This window comes from Promicromonospora sp. NPDC052451, from assembly GCF_044547525.1.
Lineage (GTDB): Bacteria > Actinomycetota > Actinomycetes > Actinomycetales > Cellulomonadaceae > Promicromonospora.
The window spans coordinates 24,583-46,619 of record NZ_JBIUAP010000019.1; the positions used below are offsets into that span (position 1 = coordinate 24,583).

Annotated in this window: 20 protein-coding genes; 9 read left to right on the plus strand and 11 right to left on the minus strand. The window is 74.1% G+C overall.

Annotation, left to right across the window (positions count from 1 at the left end; all coding sequences use genetic code 11):
* Positions 1–320: 320 nt before the first annotated feature.
* Together ACIG47_RS24435 and ACIG47_RS24440 are read right to left on the minus strand one after the other, a co-directional pair.
* Positions 321–1,721: an SLC13 family permease gene (locus ACIG47_RS24435; protein ID WP_397433673.1), complete on the minus strand. Its 1,401-nt coding sequence runs from the start codon at positions 1,719–1,721 to the stop codon at positions 321–323.
* A gap of 52 nt (positions 1,722–1,773) precedes the next feature.
* Positions 1,774–3,162 (minus strand): homoserine dehydrogenase, encoded by a 1,389-nt coding sequence (locus tag ACIG47_RS24440; protein ID WP_397433675.1) that lies wholly within the window; start codon positions 3,160–3,162, stop codon positions 1,774–1,776.
* Between the two features lie 120 nt (positions 3,163–3,282).
* Here ACIG47_RS24440 and otnK point away from each other — a divergent pair, with 120 nt between their 5' ends.
* Genes otnK through ACIG47_RS24455 form a run of 3 tightly spaced genes read left to right on the plus strand, consistent with a single transcriptional unit; the run spans position 3,283 to position 5,960 of the window.
* A complete protein-coding gene (gene otnK / locus ACIG47_RS24445; protein WP_397433676.1) occupies positions 3,283–4,512 on the plus strand; it encodes a 3-oxo-tetronate kinase in 1,230 nt (409 codons plus the stop codon).
* Positions 4,509–5,150, plus strand: a complete 642-nt coding sequence (locus ACIG47_RS24450) for a class II aldolase/adducin family protein (protein ID WP_397433677.1) — start codon at positions 4,509–4,511, stop codon at positions 5,148–5,150. The genes otnK and ACIG47_RS24450 overlap by 4 nt, the downstream gene beginning before the upstream one ends.
* Before the next feature lie 21 nt (positions 5,151–5,171).
* A complete protein-coding gene (locus ACIG47_RS24455; protein ID WP_397415530.1) occupies positions 5,172–5,960 on the plus strand; it encodes a DeoR/GlpR family DNA-binding transcription regulator in 789 nt (262 codons plus the stop codon).
* 50 nt (positions 5,961–6,010) lie between these two features.
* On the opposite strand, the gene ACIG47_RS24460 is transcribed toward ACIG47_RS24455, so the two are convergent.
* Both ACIG47_RS24460 and rpmF read right to left on the minus strand, forming a co-directional pair.
* Positions 6,011–7,069, minus strand: coding sequence for a radical SAM protein (locus ACIG47_RS24460; RefSeq protein WP_397433678.1), 1,059 nt, complete (start codon positions 7,067–7,069; stop codon positions 6,011–6,013).
* Complete coding sequence (gene rpmF / locus ACIG47_RS24465; RefSeq protein ID WP_397433679.1) at positions 7,066–7,251, minus strand: 50S ribosomal protein L32; 186 nt, start codon at positions 7,249–7,251, stop codon at positions 7,066–7,068. Before rpmF ends, ACIG47_RS24460 begins: the two co-directional genes overlap by 4 nt.
* A gap of 536 nt (positions 7,252–7,787) precedes the next feature.
* On the opposite strand from rpmF, the gene ACIG47_RS24470 reads away from it, so the two are divergent.
* The 3 genes from ACIG47_RS24470 to ACIG47_RS24480 all read left to right on the plus strand — a co-directional run bounded on the left by ACIG47_RS24470 (position 7,788) and on the right by ACIG47_RS24480 (position 10,004).
* Entirely contained in the window at positions 7,788–8,960 is a 1,173-nt protein-coding gene (locus ACIG47_RS24470) for a MarP family serine protease (RefSeq protein WP_397433681.1), read from the plus strand.
* A gap of 9 nt (positions 8,961–8,969) precedes the next feature.
* Entirely contained in the window at positions 8,970–9,515 is a 546-nt protein-coding gene (locus ACIG47_RS24475) for a ferritin (protein ID WP_397415522.1), read from the plus strand.
* Between the two features lie 102 nt (positions 9,516–9,617).
* Positions 9,618–10,004 carry a zf-HC2 domain-containing protein gene (locus tag ACIG47_RS24480; protein WP_397433683.1) on the plus strand — a complete coding sequence of 129 codons (387 nt, stop codon included), beginning with the start codon at positions 9,618–9,620 and terminating at the stop codon, positions 10,002–10,004.
* Between the two features lie 9 nt (positions 10,005–10,013).
* On the opposite strand, the gene ACIG47_RS24485 is transcribed toward ACIG47_RS24480, so the two are convergent.
* Positions 10,014–11,516, minus strand: a complete 1,503-nt coding sequence (locus ACIG47_RS24485; RefSeq protein ID WP_397433684.1) for an MFS transporter — start codon at positions 11,514–11,516, stop codon at positions 10,014–10,016.
* Positions 11,517–11,595: 79 nt separating this feature from the next.
* Between ACIG47_RS24485 and ACIG47_RS24490 the strand changes: the two genes are divergently transcribed.
* On the plus strand, positions 11,596–12,156 hold the full coding sequence (locus tag ACIG47_RS24490) for a TetR/AcrR family transcriptional regulator (RefSeq protein WP_397433686.1): 561 nt from the start codon (positions 11,596–11,598) through the stop codon (positions 12,154–12,156).
* A 4-nt stretch (positions 12,157–12,160) separates the two neighbouring features.
* On the opposite strand, the gene ACIG47_RS24495 is transcribed toward ACIG47_RS24490, so the two are convergent.
* From ACIG47_RS24495 to ACIG47_RS24520, 6 genes are all read right to left on the minus strand, one after another.
* Complete coding sequence (locus tag ACIG47_RS24495; protein WP_397433687.1) at positions 12,161–12,943, minus strand: HpcH/HpaI aldolase/citrate lyase family protein; 783 nt, start codon at positions 12,941–12,943, stop codon at positions 12,161–12,163.
* A complete protein-coding gene (locus tag ACIG47_RS24500; RefSeq protein WP_397433737.1) occupies positions 12,928–13,647 on the minus strand; it encodes a fumarylacetoacetate hydrolase family protein in 720 nt (239 codons plus the stop codon). The genes ACIG47_RS24495 and ACIG47_RS24500 overlap by 16 nt, the downstream gene beginning before the upstream one ends.
* A 77-nt stretch (positions 13,648–13,724) precedes the next feature.
* Positions 13,725–14,849 (minus strand): 3,4-dihydroxyphenylacetate 2,3-dioxygenase, encoded by a 1,125-nt coding sequence (gene hpaD / locus ACIG47_RS24505; RefSeq protein WP_397433689.1) that lies wholly within the window; start codon positions 14,847–14,849, stop codon positions 13,725–13,727.
* A gap of 3 nt (positions 14,850–14,852) precedes the next feature.
* On the minus strand, positions 14,853–16,355 hold the full coding sequence (hpaE, locus tag ACIG47_RS24510) for a 5-carboxymethyl-2-hydroxymuconate semialdehyde dehydrogenase (RefSeq protein WP_397433690.1): 1,503 nt from the start codon (positions 16,353–16,355) through the stop codon (positions 14,853–14,855).
* Positions 16,352–17,059, minus strand: coding sequence for a GntR family transcriptional regulator (locus tag ACIG47_RS24515; RefSeq protein ID WP_397433738.1), 708 nt, complete (start codon positions 17,057–17,059; stop codon positions 16,352–16,354). Before ACIG47_RS24515 ends, hpaE begins: the two co-directional genes overlap by 4 nt.
* 5 nt (positions 17,060–17,064) lie before the next feature.
* Positions 17,065–18,558 carry a fumarylacetoacetate hydrolase family protein gene (locus tag ACIG47_RS24520; RefSeq protein WP_397433692.1) on the minus strand — a complete coding sequence of 498 codons (1,494 nt, stop codon included), beginning with the start codon at positions 18,556–18,558 and terminating at the stop codon, positions 17,065–17,067.
* A gap of 144 nt (positions 18,559–18,702) precedes the next feature.
* On the opposite strand from ACIG47_RS24520, the gene ACIG47_RS24525 reads away from it, so the two are divergent.
* Together ACIG47_RS24525 and ACIG47_RS24530 are read left to right on the plus strand one after the other, a co-directional pair.
* On the plus strand, positions 18,703–20,082 hold the full coding sequence (locus tag ACIG47_RS24525) for an MFS transporter (protein WP_397415505.1): 1,380 nt from the start codon (positions 18,703–18,705) through the stop codon (positions 20,080–20,082).
* A gap of 49 nt (positions 20,083–20,131) precedes the next feature.
* Positions 20,132–22,030, plus strand: a complete 1,899-nt coding sequence (locus ACIG47_RS24530; protein WP_397433693.1) for an FAD-binding monooxygenase — start codon at positions 20,132–20,134, stop codon at positions 22,028–22,030.
* The last annotated feature ends 7 nt before the right edge of the window (positions 22,031–22,037 follow it).

Consider the following 22,037-nt stretch of genomic DNA (forward strand, 5'->3'; position numbering starts at 1 on the left):
TGCAGGGCCGGGGTCACCGGGGGCTCAAGGGGTGACCTGCAGGCCGCTTTGTTGGTTGGGTTGCCTCGAGATCGGTCCATCGATGGACCGATCTCGAGGCAACCGACCGAACACCACAGCCCAGCGGGTGCAAGGGACCGAACCAGACCGGCCCAACGCCGCCAGCCCAGGCCAGCCGACGCCCCCAGCCCAGCCCGACCCGGCCAAGCCCAGCCAAACCCAACCCGGCCAAGCCCAACCCAGCCCAGCTCACGCCAACCCAACTCACGCCAGCCCGAACCCACTCCCCCGAGGCACCCCAGCCCCCGGCCGCCCCGGCGTCAAGCCCAGAGGAACGGCACCACCATCGTCAGCAGCGTCACCACCGGGGTGATGATCACCATCGACAGGCCCCAGACGGTCAGGTTCCGGTTCACCCGTGGCCGGTCCGCCTCCACCGTGGACGCCACGATGGTCGCGCCGGTGGTGCCGAACGGGGCGCAGTCCACGAGCGAGGCCGAGATCGCCAGCGCGTAGATGAACCCGGTCATCTCCAGGCCGCCGCCGGGCACGAGCAGCGGGACGGCCAGCGGGACGAGCGCCCCGATGATGCCGATCGTGGAGGCGAACGCCGACACCAGGCCGGCCACCACGCAGATGACGAACGCAGCCACGAGCGGGTCGCTCACGGAGCGGGCGGCCTCGCCGAGCTGGTCGATGGCGCCGAGCCGGGTCAGCACCTCGACGTACGTGATGATGCCGCCCAGCAGCAGGATGGTGCTCCAGTCGACCTTGGTCATGGCGCGTCGTCCGACGCCGGGGTCCACCAGCGCGAGGATCACCGCGATGGTCAGCGCGACCACGCCCAGGTTGATGTCCACGTCGAGCTGCGTGAGCAGGAAGAACCCGCCGATCAGCACCACGATCGAGGCCATGACGAGCACCTGCATGCCCGTCGCCCTGGCCGGCGTCGCCGGCGCCTCGGCCCGCGTGAGCGTCGCCGTCGCGGTCCCACCGCCACCGGCGCCACCACCGCCACCACCGCCACCGGCACCAGAGCCGGAGCCAGAACCGGCACCCGCACCCCCACCGGCCCCGCCCTCCGGCGAGACCCCGGAACCCGAACCGGCCCCGCGCGACCGCTGGATGAGCTCCCGCCCGCCGAACATGAAGAACGCCACGAGCACGACCAGCGCGTTGATCCCGACCGACAGCCCGAACATCAGGCCGGCGTCGTACCGCAGGTCCGCGGAGGAGGCCACGGTCTGCACGGTGATGCCCACGATGCTGGTGGGCGCGAGCGCGCCACCGACGATGGCGGAGCTCATCGCGATGGCCATCATGGTCGAGTTGATCCGGTGGGTCGCGGCGAGGCTCATCGCGATCGGCACCACGGCGAACGCCGCGTGCGAGGTACCGAGGCAGGCCACGCCGGTGGCGATCAGCCACAGGCCCCAGGGCAGCAGTGCCACGCGGTCGCCGATGAGCCCGAGCGAGCGGTCCACGAGCCAGTCGATCGTGCCGGTCTCGCGCGCGATCCCGAACAGGTAGGTGATGCCCAGCAGGATGATGAGGGCGTCGACGGGGAACCCGCCCAGCACGTCGTCCAGGCCCTCCCCCACCACGCCGATGCCCACGATGAACGAGGCGACCAGGGCGAGCGCGCCCATGTGGATGTTGCGCACCGCCGAGATGCCGAAGACGGCGGCGAGCCCGATGAGGGCGATGATCTCGGCGGTCATGCCGCACGCTCCCCTCGGGGCGGCACGGCGTGCGCGGACAGGGCGAGAATCGTCATCGATCGTCTCCGTTCGTGGTGGTGCGGGCGATGCCCTGGCGGTAGGCGGCCAGCGCCGGCTCATCGACGCCCTCGACGTCGTCCAGGCCGATGAGGCCGCCGGGCTCGACGGGGCGCGTCAGGCGCGCGCCGTCGAGCAGGTAGTAGGGGGCGACGCCCTCGGGGTCGTCGAGCGCCGCGGGGTCCAGCAGCACCGGGGCGACGCCGTCGATCTCGTGGTGGTGGCCCTGGACGCGCAGCTCGGTGCCGGCCGCGAGGCCGTCCGTCGCGCGCGCGGCGAGCAGGGTGGTCCAGCGCGCCCGGGGTGCGGGCGCGCGGTCGACGGCGGCGTGCACGGTCAGCGGCGTCTCGACGCCCATGTAGTGGTACGGCCAGTACACGCACGCGTAGCGGCCGTCCCGGCTGACCACGTGCCCCTTGCCGCGCAGCAGCTCCCAGGTCGCGGGGTCGCCCGTGCGCACGACGGCGAAGACGCCGCCCGCGAAGCTCGCCTCGCCGGGCAGGCGCAGCGCCGAGAAGACGTCCACCACGCCGTCGTGCGCGAGGATGCCGCCGTCCTCGCGCGCCGCGTAGATGTCGGCGAGCTCGGCGATGCGGGCCACGGGGTAGTGCATGGCCTCGACGTCGGCGCGGGCGCCGGTCCGGGTCGCGACGACCGTCATCTCGCAGTGGTCCGCGGCGGCGGCCCGCTTGAGGTCCCGCACGGCCTCGGCGCGGCGGGCGAGCGTGCCGGGCACGTCGTCGCCGAGCTCCAGCAGGCCGGCCAGCGCGGGGGCGTCGACGGTCACGCCGGCCTGCGTGACGCAGCCGGTAACGGGGTCGAGCTCCAGGTCGTACTCCCCCGACTTGCCGATCGCGACGATGTCGAGGCCGACGGCGCTGACCCAGTCGACCAGGCGCAGCAGGTTGGCGGGCTGGTCGCCGTCGCCCGGGAGGTAGCTGAGGCCGTTCGCGGCGGCGAGCTCACCGAGCGCGACGCCCACGACGGTGTCGACCTCCTTGCTCACCATGACCACGTGCGTGCCGTGCGCGAGGGCCGCCGAGGCGTACCCGTACCCGGCCGCGACCCGGCCGCAGGCCTCGACGAGCACGTCGAGGCTCGCCCAGTCCAGGGCGTCCGCGGAGGCGAGCAGGGCGGTGCGCCCCTCGCGCACCAGGCGGGCGGTGGTCTCGGGGTCGGCGGACTCGCCGACACGCTCGGCCGGGTAGCCGAGGTCGTCGAGCATGCGGCGCACGCCCGCGACGTCGGGGTCCACCAGGACCGCCGGGCGGATCTCGGGGGTCAGGGCGAGCTGGGCGAGGAACGTGCGGCCGTAGCCGCCGTTGGCCCCCGTCAGGGCGACGCGCACCGGGGCGCGCGTCCGGGAGACGTGATGAAGGATCACCGTTGTTCCGATCGTCGTGCACCTGCTCGGCGTTCGAGCGGGCTGGCGGCCACTGTGCCACAGTTTCTAGAATCGTCCAACTTCGCATCAGATCGTCACAGCGTGTGAGAAGATCTGATCATGCTCGGATCCATCGCCGACGACTTCACCGGCGCCACCGACCTCGCCACGATGCTGCGCAGGTCCGGCCACCGCGTCAGTGTCGTCATCGAGAACGGCACGCTCAGCCCCGACCAGCTCCGTGCGGCCGACGCCGTCGTCGTCGCGCTCAAGACGCGCACGGCGCCGCGCGCCGAGGCGGTCGAGGCGTCGCTCGACGCGCTGGCGCGCCTGCGCTCCTGGGGGGCCACGCGCTTCTACGTGAAGTACTGCTCCACCTTCGACTCGACGGACGAGGGCAACATCGGGCCCGTCCTGGACGCGGTGTCGGACGCCGTCGGGGCCGGGCGCGCCGTCGTCGTACCCGCCCTGCCCGCCAACGGCCGCACGGTCTACCAGGGGCACCTGTTCGTGGGCCCGGACCTGCTGGAGAACTCCTCGATGCGGCACCACCCGCTCACGCCCATGACCCGCTCCCGGGTGGCGGACCTGCTACGGCCCCAGACCGCCCACGACGTCGCGGAGGTGCCGCTGGCGACCGTGCACGAGGGCGCGGGCGCCGTGCGGGACTCCCTGGACGCGGCCGGGGCGCGCTACGTCGTCGTGGACGCCGTCTCGGACGACGACCTCGTCACGATCGGGGCCGCCACCGCCGGCGACCGGCTCGTCTCCGGGGGCTCCGGCCTCGCCCTCGGCATCGCCGGCCCGGGCCTGCCCGACGAGCGGTGGTCCCCGCCCCGCACCGGTCGGGGCGTCGTCCTGTGCGGCAGCGTGTCGACGGCGACGCTCGGCCAGGTGGCCGACGCCGCCCGCACCCAGCCGGTGCGGACCGTCGACCTGGCCGCGGCCGTGGCCGACGAGCAGGCCACCGCGGCGGACCTGGTCGACTGGGTCGAGCGGCAGGACGCGGCGTCGTACCCGGTGGTGTGCGCGGCGCGCGAGCGTGCCGACGTGCGGCCCGAGGTGGACGGCGTGGCGGTCGCGCCCGTGGTCGAGCGGGTGCTCGCCGAGGTGGCGCGGCGGCTGGTCGAGCGGGGCACGGTGACGGCGCTCGTCGTCGCGGGAGGTGAGAGCAGCGGTGCGGTGGTGCGCGCCCTGGGCGTGGACGCGCTGCGCATCGGGCCCGAGCTCGCGCCCGGCGTGTGCTGGGCCACGGGCAGCGCCGGCGACCGGACGGTCGCGCTCGCCCTCAAGAGCGGCAACTTCGGCGGCGCCGACCTGTTCACCGCGGCGTGGGAGGTGCTGCGATGAGCCCCGCCGACGCGCTCGCGGACGCCGGCCGCCGCCTCGTCGCGGCGGGCCTGAGCCCGGGCAGCAGCGGCAACGTCAGCGTGCTGGACGGCGACCGCATCCTGATCAGCGGCACCGGCTCGTCGCTGGGCCGGCTGTCCGAGGCGGACCTGGCGCACGTCGGGCTCGACGGCAGCCACCTGGGCGGCGCGCGCGCCTCCAAGGAGACCCCGCTGCACGTCGCGTTCTACCGGCGCGACGCCGCGTTCCGGGCCGTGGTGCACCTGCACTCGCCGCACGCCGTCGCCCTGGCGTGCCTGGAACCGTGGGCCGCGCACAACGCCGTCCCTCCGCTCACCCCGTACTTCGTGATGCGGGTGGGACAGGCGCCCCTGCTCCCCTACCGCCACCCCGGTGACCCGGCCCTGGGCGACGACCTGCTGGCCGCCCCGTGGCCGCTGCGCGCCGCGCTGCTCGCCAGCCACGGCGCCGTGGTGGCGGGGGCCGACCTGGACGAGGCCGTCGACCGGGCCACCGAGCTGGAGGAGGCGTGCCGGATCGCCCTGCTCACCGCCGGGTCACCGCGCCGCGAGCTCACGCCCGACCAGATCGCTGAGCTGGCGCGACGCTGGGACAGCCCGTGGACGCCGGAACCCTAGACTGACGCGCGGGAGGCGATGATGGCGAAGACGACGGGGTTGATCCCGGAGCAGCGCAGGCAGCAGATCCTGCGCCACCTGCGCACCGAGCAGGTGCTCAGCTACCGGCAGATCACCGAGCTGCTCGGCATCAGCCAGATGACCGCGCGGCGCGACGTGGCCGTGCTCGCCGAGCAGGGGCGCGTCCGGGCGACCCAGGGCGGCGCGACGCTGGCGACCCGGCTGCTCGACGAGCCCCGCCGGGCCGAGAAGGCGGTCACCGGGCTGCCCGAGAAGACGGCGATCGCCCGCGCGGCGGCCGAGCTGGTCACCGACTCGATGACCGTCTACCTCGATGCCGGCACCACCGTGCAGGCCATGCGCCCGTTCCTGGAGCAGCGCACGGGGCTGACCGTGGTCTCCAACGACCTCAGCACGGTGCTCGCGTTCCTCGACCACCCGAGCGTGGACCTCATCAGCGTGGGCGGGCGGGTCGACCCGGACAACCAGTCCACGATCGGCCGGCTCGCCGCCCTGACGCTCGCCGAGCTGTCGCTCGACGTCGCGTTCCTGTCCTCCAGCTCCTGGGACGCGCGCCACGGCGTCACGACCCCGGTCGAGGCGAAGATCGAGGCCAAGCGCGCGGCCATGGCCTCGGCGACGACGACGGTGCTGCTCGCCGACAGCGGCAAGTTCGGGCGCTACGCCAAGTACCGCGTGCTGTCCCTGGACGAGCTCGACACCGTGATCAGCGATCCGGGCCTGGAGGAGCCCGATGCCGCCCGGATCGAGGCCCTCGGCGTCGAGGTGCTCCGCGCGCCGCTCGCCTGACCCGTCGGCCGGACGGACAGGTCACCGGGACGACCTGTCCGTCCGGCAGGTCACCCGGGCTGCAGGTAGCGGGCGTGGAGCTGCCCGCACGCCGCGTCGATGCCCGTGCCGAGCTGACGCCGCCGGGTCGCGTGCACGCCCCGGGCACGCAGCCCGTGCACGAAACCGTCGACGTGCCGGGTGGTCGGCGCGCGGTAGGACGGGTCCGCCCCTGCCGCCTCGTTGTACCGGATCACGCTCACGTGGAACAGCTCGGGCCGCGAGCGCTGCCGCACCAGCCCCGCCAGCGCCGCCAGGTCGGCCTCGCCGTCGTTGACACCTGCGATGAGCAGGTAGGCGAGGTAGACCTTGCGCCGGCTGGTGGCGACGTGCCGGTCGAGGACGGCAAGGTTCTCGGCCAGCGGGTAGCGCCGTTCGAGCGGGATGAGGGCGGCCCGCTGCTCCGGGAACGGTGAGTGCACCGAGAGCGTGACCGTCACCTGGGGGTGCTCGGTCACCAGCCGCGCCAGGTTCGGCGCGAACCCGACCGTCGAGACCGTGACGCGCCGGGCCGCCAGACCGGCGAACGCCGGGTCCGTGAGCAGGGTCAGCGCGTCGAACACGTGCGGGTTGGCCAGCGCCTCCCCCATGCCCATGAAGGCCACGCTCGCCGGCCGGGGCAGGCCGTCGCGCGTCCACCGGGGGTGCATCACCTGCGCCGTGATCTCGTCGGCCGTGAGGTTGCGGACCAGCCCGACCGCGCCGGTGGCGCAGAACGTGCAGCCCAGCCCGCAGCCGGCCTGCGAGGACACGCACATCGAGTCCCAGCCGGCCCGGTAGTGCGACACCACCGTCTCGATGCGCGCGCCGGACTCCGCCGCGAACAGCACCTTCTCGACGTGCTCGTCGTGCTGCACCGCGACCTCGTCCAGGGGATGGAGGCGGGACCCGAACCGGTCGGCCAGGTCGGAGCGCAGGTCCGGCGGGAGGGCACGGATGTCCGCGAACGTCTCCGCCGTCGACCCCCGCCACGCGGCGACGACCTGCCGGAACCGGTAGTCCGGCACACCGGTCGCGGACAGGTGCTCGCGCAGGCGCATCCACCGGCTCCGGACGGTGAGCGCGTTCATGTGTCACCGTCCGTCGCGGGCAGCACCTCGCGGCCCCGGTAGAGACCGCAGTACGGGCACGCGCGGTGCGGCGGTACGAGCTTCGCGCACCGGGGGTTGGCGCAGCGGGCGAGGACGGGCGGGCTCGCCTTCCAGTGGGCACGACGGTGCCGGGTACGCGAGCGGGAGGTGCGGTGCTGCATGGGAGTGCCTTTCGTGAACGGTTGCTGATCAGCGGGGAGCAACCGACCACGGGCGTGGCCCGGGAGGCACGGGGCGTCGTCGAGGCGCGGCGGGGCACGGGGACGTGCGCGAACCGCCGGGGAGCCGGAGGGGGTCGTCACGGGGAGACCACGACGCGGACCGTCGACCGCGCGCGGCAGGCGCAGGGACCAGACCGATGGTCGGTGCGTCGCGGGCGTGCCGGGGCCAGGGCCCACGGAAGGGGACTGCAGCGCCGGGACGGCGAGCACGCGTCCCAGGGAGTGCCGGCCACCGGCCGCCCGGTGGCTACAGTCTGTCGACCTCGATCATGATGACCGGGACCGTAGCAGCGCTGCCCGCACGCACCCCAGCCTTTTTCCGCGCGACAGACCGGCGAGCGCACCTGTGAACGTCCGGCCGGGAATCTGCGGATCGCGTGATGGACGTGGGTCGCCGGGCGCGCGGCCCAGGTTCAGCGTCTACGGTCGTCTCGTCCACCCGGCCGGCGCTCGCCTGCCCCGACCAAGGAGCCCCCATGACGTTCGTCGACCTGGTGCTTCTCGCGGTGCTCTTCATCGCGCTGATGACCGGCCTCAGCCGGGGCCTCCTGGCCACGCTCGGCGGCCTGGCCGGCCTCGTCATCGGAGGCGTCGCGGCCTTCTGGGCGGTCCCCGCCGTCAACGACGCGCTGCCGTCGGCGCAGTGGCGGGGGCCGGTGTCCATCGCCGTCGCCGTGCTGCTGCCGATGCTCGGCGCCTCCGTCGGCGCCGGGCTGGGCCGGGACCTGCGCCGAGGCGTGGACCGCACGGCGCTGCGCCCGCTCGAACGGCTGCTGGGCGGGGTGGCCAACGTGGGGGTCGTCGCCCTGGCCCTCTCGTTCGTCGGCCACGCCGTCGGCGCGACCGGCGTGCCCGGCGTGGCGCCCGCGGTGTCGTCGTCCGCCGTCCTGCGCACCATCGACGAGCTGACGCCGCCCGCCATCGGCCGGCCGCTGGCCGAGGCCCGCGCGTTCGTGCTCGACGACGGCCTGCCGCGCCTGAACATCCTGGCGGTGCCGCGGCAGGACGCCGAGGTGCCCGCCGTCGCGCTCGACGACCCGCGCCTGGAGGCGGCGGCACAGTCGGTCGCCCGGATCTCGGGCATCGCCTACGCGTGCGGGACGAGCTCGACCGGGTCGGGGTTCGTGGTGGCGGACGACCGGCTGGTGACGAACGCGCACGTCGTGGCCGGGGTGGACCGGCCGGTCGTGGAGCTGCCCGGCGGCGAGGTACGGGAGGGCAGCGTGGTCTACTACGACCCGGTCGACGACCTCGCGGTGATCGCCGTCGACGGCCTGGCCGCGGACCCGCTCGCCGTGGCGCCCACCCTCGCGGTCGGCGACCGCGCCGTCGTGCAGGGCTATCCCTACGGCGGACCGTTCACCTCCGGCAGCGCCGGGGTGCTCGACGTCAGCACCACGGTCGTGCCGGACTCGTACGGCCGCGGCGGTGCGGAGCGCGAGGTCTACTCGCTGGCCGCCGTCGTGCGGCCCGGCAACTCGGGCGGGCCGCTGCTGACCACGGACGGCGAGGTGGCGGGCGTCATCTTCGCGCGGGCCGAGACCAACCCGAACGTCGGCTACGCCATGACGACCGCCGAGCTGCGACCCGTGGCCGACCGCGCCGCCGCCCTGGACGACGCCGTGTCCACGGGGCAGTGCGCCGGGTAGCGTTGTCGCATGACGACGACCTCTCAGGACTCGCAGTACCTGCGGCTGCTGGGCGAGCAGGTGGGGCACGAGCTCGCGGCCCACCTCCAGTACGTGGCGATCGCGGTGTGGTTCGACAGCCACGACCTGCCGCAGCTCGCGGCGCACTTCTACCGGCAGGCGCTCGAGGAGCGCAACCACGCCATGATGATCGTCCAGTACCACCTGGACCGGTCGCTGCCCGTGCAGATCCCGGGCACCCCCGCGGTGCGCAACGACTTCGCGGACGTGGTGGAGCCGCTCCAGCTCGCCCTGGACCAGGAGCAGCAGGTCACGCGGCAGATCGAGGCGATCTTCCGGGCGGCCCGCGAGGAGGGCGACGCCCTGGGCGAGCAGTTCCTCCTGTGGTTCCTCGAGGAGCAGGTGGAGGAGGTCGCCGCGGCGACCACGCTGCTCACGGTCGCCCGGCGTGCCGGCGACAACCTGTTCGACCTGGAGAACTACGTGGCCCGCGAGACCATCGGCGATGCCGGTGAGTCCGCCTCCGCCCCGCGGGCCGCCGGCGGGACCCTCTGATCCCCGTCGCAGATATCACACGGCTGCTACACGATCCCTGTTGCCTGTGGAAATCTTGCCCCGCGACCTGAACGACCGCGCACGGAGAGGGGCGGGACCGGGGTGACGATCACGAGCAGCTCGTGGATCGGCGGCCCGCACCCGGACCCCGCACGCCTGGCCGCCGTCGCCGCCCTCCGCGCCGCGCTCTCGACCCTCGCCGACGGTCGGCGGGACGACCCGGCCGGCCCCGGCCCGGTCCGCACCCGGTCCGTACCGCCTCCCGCGTGCCGCACCACCCGTGCGGCGATGTACGACTACGTCAAGGGCAGCCTGGTACCGAGCCGCCAGCGCCGCGTCGAGGCACACCTGGACGGCTGCGGCAGGTGCACGCGCGCCTTCGCCGACGTGCGCGAGGAGTCCTGGGCGCTGCGCGGGCTGGGCCGGCGCCTCGCGGCGCACGACCACCAGGGCGGGCGGCACCGGCGCACGGCGCCCGGCCGGTTCTGACCCGCCCGCTCACCGCTCGTTCGGGATCAGGCGCCACGCCACGACGGCGGCGAGGGCCGTGAGCACCGCGGCCACCACGCACGCCGTCTGGAGCGAGGCCACGAACGCCTCCCGGGCGGCCTCCAGCACGTCCGCCCGGTCCCCCGCGAGCGCCACGGCGGAGGCGAGCGAGTCCGACGCCCCGGAGGCGATGTCCGCGGGCAGGCCCGCCGGGAGCGTGACGCGCGCCTGGTACCCGAGCGTGACGAGCGAGCCGAGCACGGCCACGCCCAGGGCCACCCCGAGCTCGTAGGCCGTCTCCGAGATCGCGGACGCGCCCCCGGCCTTCGCGGGCGGCACGGCGCTGACCACGGCGTCCGTCGTCAGCGTCATCGCCAGGCCGACGCCCAGGCCCGCGGGCACCAGGGCCAGCGCGAGCCACGCGTAGTGGTCGGCGCCCTCGGCCACCGCGATGGCGACCATCCCGAGGGCCGTCACGGCCAGGCCCACGGCGATCGCGTTGCCCCGGCCGAAGCGCGCCACGGACCAGCCCACGATCGCCACCACCGCGATGGACGCGATCGTCGCGGGCAGCTCGGCCACGCCCGCCACCAGCGGCGAGAAACCTCGCACGAGCTGGAGGTACTGCGAGAAGAAGAACAGCATGCCGGTCAGCGCGAAGATCGCGATGAGGTTGGCCGCCACGGCACCGCTGAACGCCGGGACCCGGAACAGCCCGATGTCGAGCAGCGGCCCGCGGCCGTCCGCCGCGAGCCGGCCCTGCCGCCGCACGAACCAGACGCCCGCGACCACCGCGACGCCCAGCGCCCCGGCGGCGAGCAGGTCCACGCCGTCGGACGCCGCGTGCTTGATGGACCACACGAGCGGCATCACGGCGGCGAACGACAGCAGCACCGACAGGAGGTCCAGGCGACCCGGGTCGGGATCCTTGGCCTCGGGCAGCAGCACCGCCCCGGCCACGACGAGCACCAGCACCACGGGCACGTTGACGAGGAAGACCGAACCCCACCAGAAGTGCTCGAGCAGCACCCCACCGACCAGCGGGCCGACGGCGGCACCACCGCCCGCCGCGGCCGACCACACGGCGATGGCGCGGCTGCGCTCGCGGGCGTCGGGGAACAGCGTGCGGATGAGGGAGAGCGTCGAGGGCATGATCGTGGCCCCCGCCACGCCGAGCAGCAGCCGGGCGACGATGAGGGTCTCCGCGTCGGGCGCGAAGGCGGCCAGCGCCGACGCCGCACCGAACGCCGTCGCGCCGATCAGCAGCAGGCGCTTGCGCCCGATCCGGTCGGCCAGCGTGCCCATGGCCACGAGCAGGCCGGCGATGGCCAGGGAGTAGATGTCCCCGATCCAGAGCACCTGCGTGGCGGTGGGTTCGAGGTCACGGGTCAGGGACGGGACGGCGAGGTAGAGCACGGTCCCGTCGATGGCGAGGAGGCCGACCGCCAGCACGAGGACGGCCAGCGCGGACCACCGGCGACGGGCGGAGAGGGCGGGAGGGGAGACGGTCACACGACAACTGTACCGTCCAGCCGGTACAGTTTGAAACCCCGGCCCCTATAGTTCGTGCCGAAGGTGAGGTGGTGCCCCCGTGGGCAGGACGGCAGGCAGGGACCCCGAGCAGACGCGTGCCGCGCTGCTGGACGCCGCGGCGGAGGTGGTCCGCGAGCGCGGCATCTCGGCGACCCTCGACGACGTCGCACGCCGCGCCGGCGTGTCCAAGGGCGGGCTGCTCTACCACTTCGCCAGCAAGCACGAGCTCCTCCTCGCGCTGGCCCGCGAGTGGCTCGAACGGTTCCGGGTGGCGGTGCTGGCCGCCGTCGACCCGGCGGACGACGCGCCCGGGCGCCTGGTGCGCGCGTACGTGCGCGTCTCGGTCCACGAGGCCCTGGACGCGGCGGCGACGCGCGACGCGCTCGTGCTGCTCGCGCACCTGTCCAGCGTCGAGGCGATCACCGACCTGGCGCGCGCCGACGCTCTGCGCTGGCAGGAGGACCTCCGCGCGGACGGCCTGCCGCAGGACGTGCTGGCGCTCGTGCTGGCGGCCGCGGACGGCGTGAGCGCCCAGCCCGTGTGGGGCATGGAGCCGGCGCCGCGGGAGCTGGAGCGGCTCCGGGACCGGCTGGTCGCGCTGACCTACGCCGAGGGGTAGCCGGTCACCGTGCCGCCCAGCGGTCCGCCAGGGCCTCCGACCCGCGGGCGAGCAGCGCGACGTCGGCGCCGACCAGCACGAACGACGCCCCAGCGTCCAGGTAGGCCTGCGCGAGCGCGGGGTCGAAGGCGTTGACGCCGACGGGCTTGCCCGCCGACCGCACGGCCTCGAACGCCCGGTGCACCGCGGCGACCACGTCCGGGTGCTCCTGCTGCCCCAGCAACCCCATCGAGGCCGCCAGGTCGGACGGTCCCACGAACACGCCGTCCATGCCGTCGACGGCGGCGATCTCCCCCGCGCTCTCGACGGCCGCGGCCGACTCGACCTGCACGAACAGCGACACGTACCGGTCGGCGTCGCGCATGTAGCCCTCGACGCGGTTCCAGCGCGCCCCGCGGGACAGGGCGCTGCCCACCCCGCGCACGCCGCGGGGCGGGTAGCGCACCGCCCGGACGACCGCGCGTGCCTGGTCGGCCGTGTCCACCATGGGCACCAGCACGTTCTGGGCGCCCAGGTCGAGGAGCTGCTTGAGCACCACGGCATCGCCCGACGGCGCCCGCACCACCGGCGTGACGGGGTACGGCGCGACCGCGCGGAGCAGGGCCGTGACGGTCTCCAGGCCGACCGGCGAGTGCTCGCCGTCGATCAGCAGCCAGTCCAGGCCGGCGCCCGCGCAGATCTCCGCCGCAGCGGGGCTGCCCGAGCAGACCCACATGCCGGCCTGCGGCCGGCCGGCGGAAGCGAGGCGGTCACGGAAGGTGGGCGGGAGGGTCACACGAAGCGGCACGAGACGGTCCCCAGCTCTCGGTAGTCGGCCAGCACGGTGTCGCCGGGCTCCACCCACACCGGGCGGCTGAAGGAGCCGGCCAGCACGATCTCCCCCGCCTCCAGCACGTCACCGTGCCGGGCGAGCTTGTTCGCGAGCCACGCGACGCCCGCGGCCGGGTGGCCCAGCACGGCGGCGGCCACGCCGGACTCCTCGACGGCCTCGTTGCGGTACAGGAGCGCGGACACCCAGCGCAGGTCCACCGCGCCGGGCTCCACCGGGCTGCCGCCGTGCACCATGCCGCCCATGGCGGCGTTGTCGCTGATCGTGTCGACGATGGTGCGCCCGGTCATCTCGATCCGCGACGACAGGATCTCCAGGGCGGGCACCACGTACTCGGTGGCGCGCAGCACGTCGAACACGGTGGCGTGCGGTCCGCTCAGGCGCTCGCGCAGCACGAAGGCGAGCTCCACCTCGATCCGCACGTTGGAGAACCGGCCGTGCTCGATGACCGACCCGTTGTCGTGCACCATGTCGGCGAAGATCGCGCCGTAGTCGGGTTCCGTGATGCCGGTCGCGGCCTGCATGACCTTGGAGGTGAGCCCGATCTTGCGGCCCACGGGACGCCGCCCGGCCTCGATGCCGCGGCGGCGCCAGGTGTTCTGCACGGCATAGGCGTCCTCGACCGTCATGCCCGGGTGGCGGGCGGTCAGGAGCGGCACCATCGTGCGCCCCGACTCGGCCCCGGCCAGCTCGTCGGCGATCGTGGCCACCGCGTCGTCGTCCAGCGTGCGCTCCCCCGTCACAGCTGGTGCCCCAGCTTGTACTCGCCCTGCTTCCAGGACGGCAGCACGTCGTCCTCGGGGTGGGCGGCGGCGCGGGCCGCGTCCTCGGGGCGCGTGTAGGAGAACCCGTCGGCCCCGATGGTCACCGCCATCTCCGAGGTGTCCGTGCGGGCGACGACCGGCTGCGGGACGCCGTCGAGGTCCAGCACGGGCGACGCCTCGGTGTACCAGGACGGCACCACCGGGTTGCCCCACCAGTCGCGGCGCTGGTTGTCGTGCACGTCCCAGGTCACCACGGGGTTGTCGGGGTCGCCCGTCCAGTAGTCCTGCGTGTAGATCTCGACGCGGTGCCCGTCGGGGTCGCGCAGGTACAGGTAGAAGGCGTTGGACACGCCGTGCCGGCCCGGCCCGCGCTCGATGCGGTCGCTCAGCCGCAGCGCGCCGAGCTTGTCGCAGATCGCGATGATGTTGTGCTTCTCGTGGGTGGCGAACGCGACATGGTGCATCCGGGGGCCGTCACCACCGGTCATCGCGGTGTCGTGCACGGTGGGCTTGCGCCGCATCCACGCGGCGTAGGTGGTGCCCTCGCCGTCCTGGATGTCCTCGGTGACGCGGAAGCCGAGGTCCTCCATGTGCCGCACGGCCCGCGGCACGTCCGGGGTCACCTGGTTGAAGTGGTCCAGCCGCACCAGGGCGCCGGGGGTGTGCAGGTCGTACCGCCAGGCCAGCCGCTCGACGTGCTCGACCGCGTGGAAGAACTCCTGCGGGAAGCCCAGCGGGTCCGTCACGCGGACCGAGTCGCCGACGCCGCGCACGAAGCCGTGCGCACGCCGCTCCACGCGGCAGCCGAGCTCGGTGTAGAACGCGACCGCCCGGTCGAGGTCCTCCGGTGTGCGCACCCGGTAGGAGAAGGCGGCCACGGCCGCCGTCGGCCCCTGGCGCAGCACCAGGTTGTGATGGATGAACTCCTCCAGCGTGCGCAGGTAGACCGCCTGCTCGTCCTCCTCGGTGACCACCAGGCCCAGCACGTCCACGTAGAAGTCCCGGGAGGCGGCCAGGTCGGTGACGACCAGCTCCATGGACGCGCACCGCACGATGTCGGGCGGCGGCGCCTGGGGCGTGGGGATCGTGGTGTCGGTCATGCGTCAGGCTCCCTTGCCGAACGTGGGGTTGTGGACCTTGCCGAGCGTGATGTGCACCGCCTGCTGGTCCGTGTAGAAGTCGATCGAGCGGTACCCGCCCTCGTGGCCCAGGCCGGAGTCCTTGACGCCGCCGAACGGCGTGCGCAGGTCGCGCACGTTGTTCGAGTTGAGCCAGACCATGCCCGCCTCGATCGCCTGGGAGAAGGTGTGCGCGCGCTTGAGGTCGTTGGTCCACACGTAGGCGGCCAGCCCGTACTTCACACCGTTGGCCAGGGCGAGCGCCTCCTCCTCGGTGTCGAACGGCGTGATCGCCACGACGGGGCCGAAGATCTCCTCCTGGAAGATCCGGGCCGACGGCGGCACGTCCGCGAACACGGTGGGCGCCACGAAGTTGCCGGTCTCGAAGCCCTCCGGCCGGCCCCCGCCGGCCACGAGGCGCCCCTCGGTCTTGCCGATCTCCACGTAGCTCATGACCTTCGCGAAGTGCTCGGGGTGCACCAGCGCACCGACCTCGGTGGCCGGGTCGTGCGGGTAGCCCACGCGCACCCGCGCGGCCTGGGCCGCGTACCGCTCGACGAACTCGTCGTACACGGCCCGCTCCACGAGGATGCGGCTGCCCGCGGTGCAGCGCTCGCCGTTGAGCGAGAACACGCCGAAGATCGTCGCGTCGATCGCCGCGTCCAGGTCGGCGTCGGCGAACACGACCGCCGGCGACTTGCCGCCCAGCTCCATCGACAGGCCCTTGAGGTGCGGGGCGGCATTGGCGAAGATGACCTGCCCCGTGCTGCTCTCCCCCGTGAACGAGATCAGCGGCACGCCGGGATGCTTCACCAGCGCGTCTCCCGCCTCCTCGCCCAGGCCGTTGACGAGGTTGAAGACACCCCGCGGCAGCCCGGCCTCCTCGAAGATGCCGGCCCACAGCGAGGCCGACAACGGCGTGAACTCGGCCGGCTTGAGCACCACGGTGTTGCCCGTGGCCAGTGCCGGGGCCAGCTTCCAGGACTCCAGCATGAACGGCGTGTTCCAGGGCGTGATGAGGCCCGCGACGCCGATGGGCTTGCGGTTGACGTAGTTGATCTGGCGGCCCGGCACCTTGAACGTGTCGTCGGACTGCGCCACCACCAGGTCGGCGAAGAACCGGAAGTTCTCCGCGGCCCGTCGCGCCTGGCCCAGGGCCTGGGTGATGGGCAGGCCCGAGTCGAAGCTCTCCAGCTCCGCCAGCCGCGCGTCGCGGGACTCGACGATGTCGGCGATCCGGTGCAGCACCCGCGACCGCTCGCGCGGCAGCATGCGGGGCCACGGCCCGTCCGTGAACGCGACGCGCGCGGCGTCCACCGCGCGCCCGACGTCCGCGGCCCGGCCGGCGGCGGCCCGCGCGTAGACCTCGTTGCTCACCGGGTCGAGCACGTCGAACGTGCTGCCGTCGACCGAGTCGACGGACACGCCGTCGATGTAGTGCCGGATGCGGTCGGGCAGGTCGGCGGGGCGGGCGGGCTGGTCGGTCACGGTGCCTCCGGGGGTCGGGACGTGCGGTGCGCGGCGCCGTCGCCGCGCGAGTCGAGGAAGGCCTGCATGGTGGCCCAGCGGTGGTCGCGCGCCGCGATCTCGATCTCCAGCGGGTCGGCCCCGCGGGCGATCAGGTCGAGGATGTGGTCGTGCTCGGCCACGGAGTCGTGAGCCCGGCCGGGGACGAACGCGAACGTCGAGTCGCGCAGCCCGGAGAGCTGGGCCCAGCCGCGGTGCACCATGTCGAGCAGCAGCGTGTTGGGGCACGACTCGAACAGCACCGAGTGGAACCGCTGGTTCAGCGCCGTGAAGGCGTGCGGGTCGAAGTGGTCCAGCAGCGCGCGGAGCTGGTCGTTCACGCCGCGGGCCCGCGCGAGGTCGGCCGCGGAGACGCCGGGCGCCGAGAGCCCGGTCGCCGCGCCCTCGACCACCCCGAGCGCCTGCATGGCGTGGACGTAGCCGTGCTCGTCGATCATCGCCACGCGCGCGCCGACGTTGCGCTCGTAGGTCACCAGCCCCTCGGCCTCCAGCCGCCGGATCGCCTCGCGCACCGGCACCACGCTCATGCCGAGCTCGTCGGCGATGCCCTGCAGCACGAGCCGGTAGCCGGGGCTCAGCTCGCGCCGCGTTATGCGCTCCCGCAGGAATCCGTAGGCGACCTGGGACTTGCTGACGGCCGCGAACGCGTCCTCGACGGCCGACACGCCGCTCACGTCGCCTCCCGCGACGCCTCGTAGCGCGCCCGCCACCGCGCGTCAGGCGGGAACAGCCCCTCGACCGGGTGCCCGTCGGCGACCTGCCGCGCCACCCACGCGTCCTGCTCCTCCTGCGTGAGGGCCGCCTCGGCCACCTCCCGCACCAGGTGCGGCGGGATCACCACGACGCCGTCCGCGTCGCCCACCACGACGTCGCCCGGCAGCACGGTGGTGCCCCCGCAGGCGACGGCGACGTCCGTGTCCCACGGCACGTGCCGGCGGCCGAGCACGGCGGGGTGGGCGCCGTTGCTGAAGACCGGCAGGCCCGTGGCGACCACGGCCTCGGCGTCCCGCACGCCGCCGTCGGTCACCACGCCGGCGGCCCCGCGGACCCTGGCCCGCAGCGCCAGGATGTCGCCGAGCGTGGCCGACCCGGTCTCGCCCCGGGCCTCGATCACGAGCACCTCGCCCTCACCGACCGTGTCGAAGGCGCGCTTCTGCGCGTTGTACCCGCCACCGTGGGCGGCGAAGAGGTCCTCACGGTTCGGCACGAGGCGCAGGGTCCGGGCGCGTCCCACGAGCGCGGCACCCGGCGCGAGGGGCCGCACGCCCTCTACCACGACGTTGTCCAGCCCCCGGCGGCGGAGCTGGGCGGACAGCCCGGCCACCGGCGTCCGCCGCAGCACGTCCCGCAGCTCGTCGGTCAGCACGAACGGCTCCGGCTCGGGCGCCAGCCCCGCGGCCTCGCGGCTCCCCCACGCCTCGGCCCGCTGCGTGTCGTCGACGCGCGGTCCCGCGCCCACGTCGCCGAACGGCACCCCGCCCTGCACCACCGTGGTCACCAGCCGGCCCGACGACGGCGCACCCGGCGCCGAGGGGGCGTCCACCTCGACCTCGACCACGTCGCCGGGCGCCACCACGCTCGACCCGGCGGGCGTGCCCGTGAGGATCACGTCGCCCCGCTCCAGCGTGAGGTGCTGGGAGAGGTCGGCCACGATCTGCGCGAACGGGAACAGGAGCGCGTCCGGCCCCGTGGTGTCCTGCTGCACGAGCGCACCGTTCACCCAGGTGCGCAGCCGCAGCCCGGCAGGGTCCACCGTCCGGGCGTCCACGAGCGCCGGGCCGATCGGCGTGTAGCCGTCGCGGCCCTTGGAGCGCACGTTCGACCCCTTGTCGGCCCAGCGCAGGTCGTACACGCCGAGGTCGTTGGCCGCGGTGACGGCGGCGATGTGGTCCCACGCGTCCTCGACCGCGACGTGTCGAGCGGGCTCGCCGACGACCAGCGCGACCTCCCCCTCGAACGCCAGCAGCTCCGTGCCCGCCGGCCGCTCGACCGTCCCGCCCGATGCCGCCAGCGAGCTGCTGGGCTTGAGGAAGTACGACGGCGCCTCGGGCCGCCGCCCGCGCTGCTCGGCGCGCGAGGCGTACGCCACGTGGACCGCGACGACCTTGCCCGGCCGCTGTGCCAGCGGACCGATCCCGCCGGTCCCGTGCGCTTCGGTACCCATGAGCTCCCTTGCTCCGACTCGTCGGCTGACGCCTCTGGTGCTTCGTATCACAGATCGTATATGGTCGATCAGGACCCGGCAACGGCACCGGGTCACCATGCGCCCGCCGACGACGGCGGGCCCGGATGACGAGGGAGTCATGCGATGAGCCCCACCCCGGACCGGTCCGAGCCCGCCGACGGCACCGCCTCCCCCCGCGAGCGCCGCCGCGTCGTCCTGGCGACGATCGTCGGCACGACCGTCGAGTGGTACGACTTCTTCGTCTACGCCTCGGCGGCGGGCCTGGTCTTCGGGCAGCTCTTCTTCGAGCCCGCGGGCTCGGGCCTGGGCACGTTGCTCGCGTTCGGCTCCGTGGGCGTCAGCTTCCTGTTCCGCCCGCTCGGCGCGTTCGTCGCGGGCCACCTCGGCGACCGGTACGGGCGACGCGTGGTGCTGGTGCTCACGCTAGTGCTCATGGGCACGGCCACCGCGCTGATCGGCCTGTTGCCCACGTACGCGCAGATCGGTGTCGCCGCGCCGGTGCTGCTGGTGACGCTACGCATCCTGCAGGGCATCTCGGCGGGCGGCGAGTGGGGCGGGGCGGTGCTCATGTCGTGCGAGCACGCGCCGGTGCGCCGCCGGGGTCTGTTCGGTGCGGCGCCGCAGATCGGCGTGCCGCTGGGTCTGCTGCTCGCGTCGGGGGTGCTGGGCGTCATGACAGCCGTGGCACCGGGCGACGCGTTCCTCGCGTGGGGCTGGCGCGTCCCGTTCCTGCTGAGCGTGGTGCTCATCGGCATCGGGTACTGGGTGCGGCGCAGCGTCGAGGAGAGCCCGGTCTTCGTCGAGATCGCCCAGCGGGCCGAGACGACCCGCCAGCCGCTCCTGCGACTGTTCCGCCGGCACACGCCGCTGGTGATCGTGGCGGCGCTCGTGTTCGCGGGGAACAACGCCGTGGGTTACATGACCACCGGCGGCTACATCCAGCGCTACGCGTCCGACCCGGCGGGGCCGGTCGGGATGGACCAGGGGCCGGTGCTGTGGGCGGTGACGGCGTCGGCCGTCGTCTGGCTGGTCGCGACGTGGGGCGCGGGCGCCCTGTCCGACCGGATCGGCCGCCGCACCACCTACGCGATCGGCTTCGTGGTGCAGCTCGCGGGCGTGCTGACCCTGTTCCCGCTGGTGCACGGCGGGACGTTCGGCTCGGTGCTGCTCGCGCTGTCCTTCCTGTCGGTGGGCCTGGGGCTCACCTACGGCCCGCAGGCCGCGCTGTACGCCGAGCTCTTCCCAGCGTCCATCCGGTTCTCGGGCGTCTCGATCTCGTACGCGATCGGGTCGATCCTGGGCGGGGCGTTCGCACCCACCATCGCGACGGCGCTCGTGCAGGCGACAGGCAGCGCCGCCTCGGTGACCCTGTACCTGGCGGGCATGACGGTGCTGGGGCTGGCGGCGACGCTGCTGCTGCGCGACCGGACCGGCATCCCGCTGGGCCCGGACCACGAGGAGCTCCAGGCCGCCAGCCCGGTGCACGGCCTGGCCCGCGCCTGAGCCTCGCCCCCGCCCACCCCCCGGCAGGACCCAGCAGAACGGACCCACGATGCAGTTCCACCACCACGGCTACGTCACCGGCGACCCGTACGTGCGCCCGGCCGCCGGGTACGGCGTCGACCGGCCTGCCGAGCTGCCGGACGAGGTCGACGTGCTCGTCGTGGGCAGCGGTCCGGCGGGCATGATCGCCGCCGCGCAGCTCGCGCAGTTCCCGGACATCCGCACGCACGTGGTCGAGCGCCGCGCCGGGCGCCTGGAGATGGGCCAGGCCGACGGCATCCAGGCCCGCAGCGTCGAGACCTTCCAGGCGTTCGGGTTCGCGGAGCGGATCACGGCGGAGGCGTACCGGATCACCGAGATGGCGTTCTGGAAGCCCGACCCGGACCGTCCGGAGCACATCGTGCGGGGCGCCGTCCCGCCCGACGACCCGGGCGGGATCAGCGAGTTCCCGCACCTGATCGTCAACCAGGCGCGGGTGCTCGACTACTTCGCCGAGGTAGCGGCGAACGCCCCCGCCCGTGTGCGCCCCGACTACGGCCTGGAGCTCGTGCGGCTCACCGTCGCGGACGACCCCGGACCGGGCGCCTACCCGGTCACCGTGACCCTCCGCCACACGGCCGGCCCCCAGGAGGGCACCGAGCACACGGTGCGCGCCCGCTACGTCATCGGGGCCGACGGTGCCCACTCCGCCGTCCGGCAGGCCATCGGCCGCAGGGCCGTGGGCGACAAGGCCAACCACGCCTGGGGCGTGATGGACGTGCTCGCGGTCACCGACTTCCCGGACGTGCGCACCAAGTGCGCCATCCAGTCGCACGACGGCGGGTCCATCCTGCTCATCCCCCGCGAGGGCGGCTTCCTGGCGCGCTGGTACGTCGACCTCGGCGAGGTACCGGCGGACGACGCCGGACAGGTCCGGGCCACGACGGTCCAGGAGATCATCGCCCGCGCCAACCGGATCATCCACCCCTACGCGCTCGACGTGAGGGACGTGCCCTGGCACAGCGTCTACGAGGTGGGCCACCGGGTGACCGACGGGTTCGACGACGTCCCCGCCGACCTCGCCGGCACCCGCACGCCCCGGGTCTTCCTGGCCGGCGACGCGTGCCACACGCACAGCGCCAAGGCCGGCCAGGGCATGAACGTGTCGATGCAGGACGGCTGGAACATCGCCTGGAAGCTGGCGCACGTGCTCACGGGGCGGGCGCCCGAGTCCCTGCTGGCGACCTACTCGGCCGAACGGCACGTCGTGGCCCAGGACCTCATCGACTTCGACCGCGAGTGGTCGCGGCTCATGGCCACGCCGCCCGAGGACCTGCCCGACCCCACCTATCTCGAGGACTTCTACGTCAAGACCGCGGAGTTCCCCTGCGGGTTCATGACGCGGTACCAGCCGTCGATGATCGTGTCCGGCACCGGCCACCAGCACCTGGCGACCGGGTTCCCCGTGGGCAAGCGGTTCAAGTCGGCGCCGGTCGAGCGCGTGGCCGACGGCAACCCGGCACACCTGGGCCACCACGCCCGCGCCGACGGGAGGTGGCGCGTCTACGCGTTCGCCGACGCCGCCGCGCCCGGCGAGCCATCGGCGCTGGGCGACTGGGCGCAGTGGCTCGGCACCGCGCCGGACTCCCCGCTGCTGCGGCACACCCCGGCGGACGGCGATCCCGACGCCGTGCTCGACGTCAAGGTCGTCTACCAGCAGGGGCACGGCACGATCGAGCACACCGCCGTCCCCGAGGTGTTCCGGCCGCGGGTCGGTCCCTTCGACCTGGTCGACTACGAGAAGGTGTACGCCGCCGACCCTGCCCACGACATCTTCGAGCTGCGTGGCATCGACCGCGGCGGCGCCGTCGTCGTCGTCCGCCCCGACCAGTACGTGGCCGCCGTGCTCCCGTTGACCGCCCGGGACGAGCTGGCCACCTTCCTCGCGGGCGCCCTCCTGCCGGCCTGACCCTGCC

Bases quoted from the DNA above. Each gene is read 5' to 3' on its own strand.
- ACIG47_RS24450 (WP_397433677.1), top strand. From the start codon at position 4,509: ATGAGCCCCGCCGACGCGCTCGCGGACGCCGGCCGCCGCCTCGTCGCG.
- ACIG47_RS24475 (WP_397415522.1), top strand. From the start codon at position 8,970: ATGACGACGACCTCTCAGGACTCGCAGTACCTGCGGCTGCTGGGCGAG.
- otnK (WP_397433676.1), top strand. From the start codon at position 3,283: ATGCTCGGATCCATCGCCGACGACTTCACCGGCGCCACCGACCTCGCC.
- ACIG47_RS24435 (WP_397433673.1), bottom strand. From the start codon at position 1,721: ATGACCGCCGAGATCATCGCCCTCATCGGGCTCGCCGCCGTCTTCGGC.
- ACIG47_RS24460 (WP_397433678.1), bottom strand. From the start codon at position 7,069: ATGAACGCGCTCACCGTCCGGAGCCGGTGGATGCGCCTGCGCGAGCAC.
- ACIG47_RS24470 (WP_397433681.1), top strand. From the start codon at position 7,788: ATGACGTTCGTCGACCTGGTGCTTCTCGCGGTGCTCTTCATCGCGCTG.
- ACIG47_RS24525 (WP_397415505.1), top strand. From the start codon at position 18,703: ATGAGCCCCACCCCGGACCGGTCCGAGCCCGCCGACGGCACCGCCTCC.
- ACIG47_RS24500 (WP_397433737.1), bottom strand. From the start codon at position 13,647: ATGGTGCCGCTCCTGACCGCCCGCCACCCGGGCATGACGGTCGAGGAC.
- ACIG47_RS24520 (WP_397433692.1), bottom strand. From the start codon at position 18,558: ATGGGTACCGAAGCGCACGGGACCGGCGGGATCGGTCCGCTGGCACAG.
- hpaD (WP_397433689.1), bottom strand. From the start codon at position 14,849: ATGACCGACACCACGATCCCCACGCCCCAGGCGCCGCCGCCCGACATC.
- ACIG47_RS24530 (WP_397433693.1), top strand. From the start codon at position 20,132: ATGCAGTTCCACCACCACGGCTACGTCACCGGCGACCCGTACGTGCGC.
- rpmF (WP_397433679.1), bottom strand. From the start codon at position 7,251: ATGCAGCACCGCACCTCCCGCTCGCGTACCCGGCACCGTCGTGCCCAC.
- ACIG47_RS24455 (WP_397415530.1), top strand. From the start codon at position 5,172: ATGGCGAAGACGACGGGGTTGATCCCGGAGCAGCGCAGGCAGCAGATC.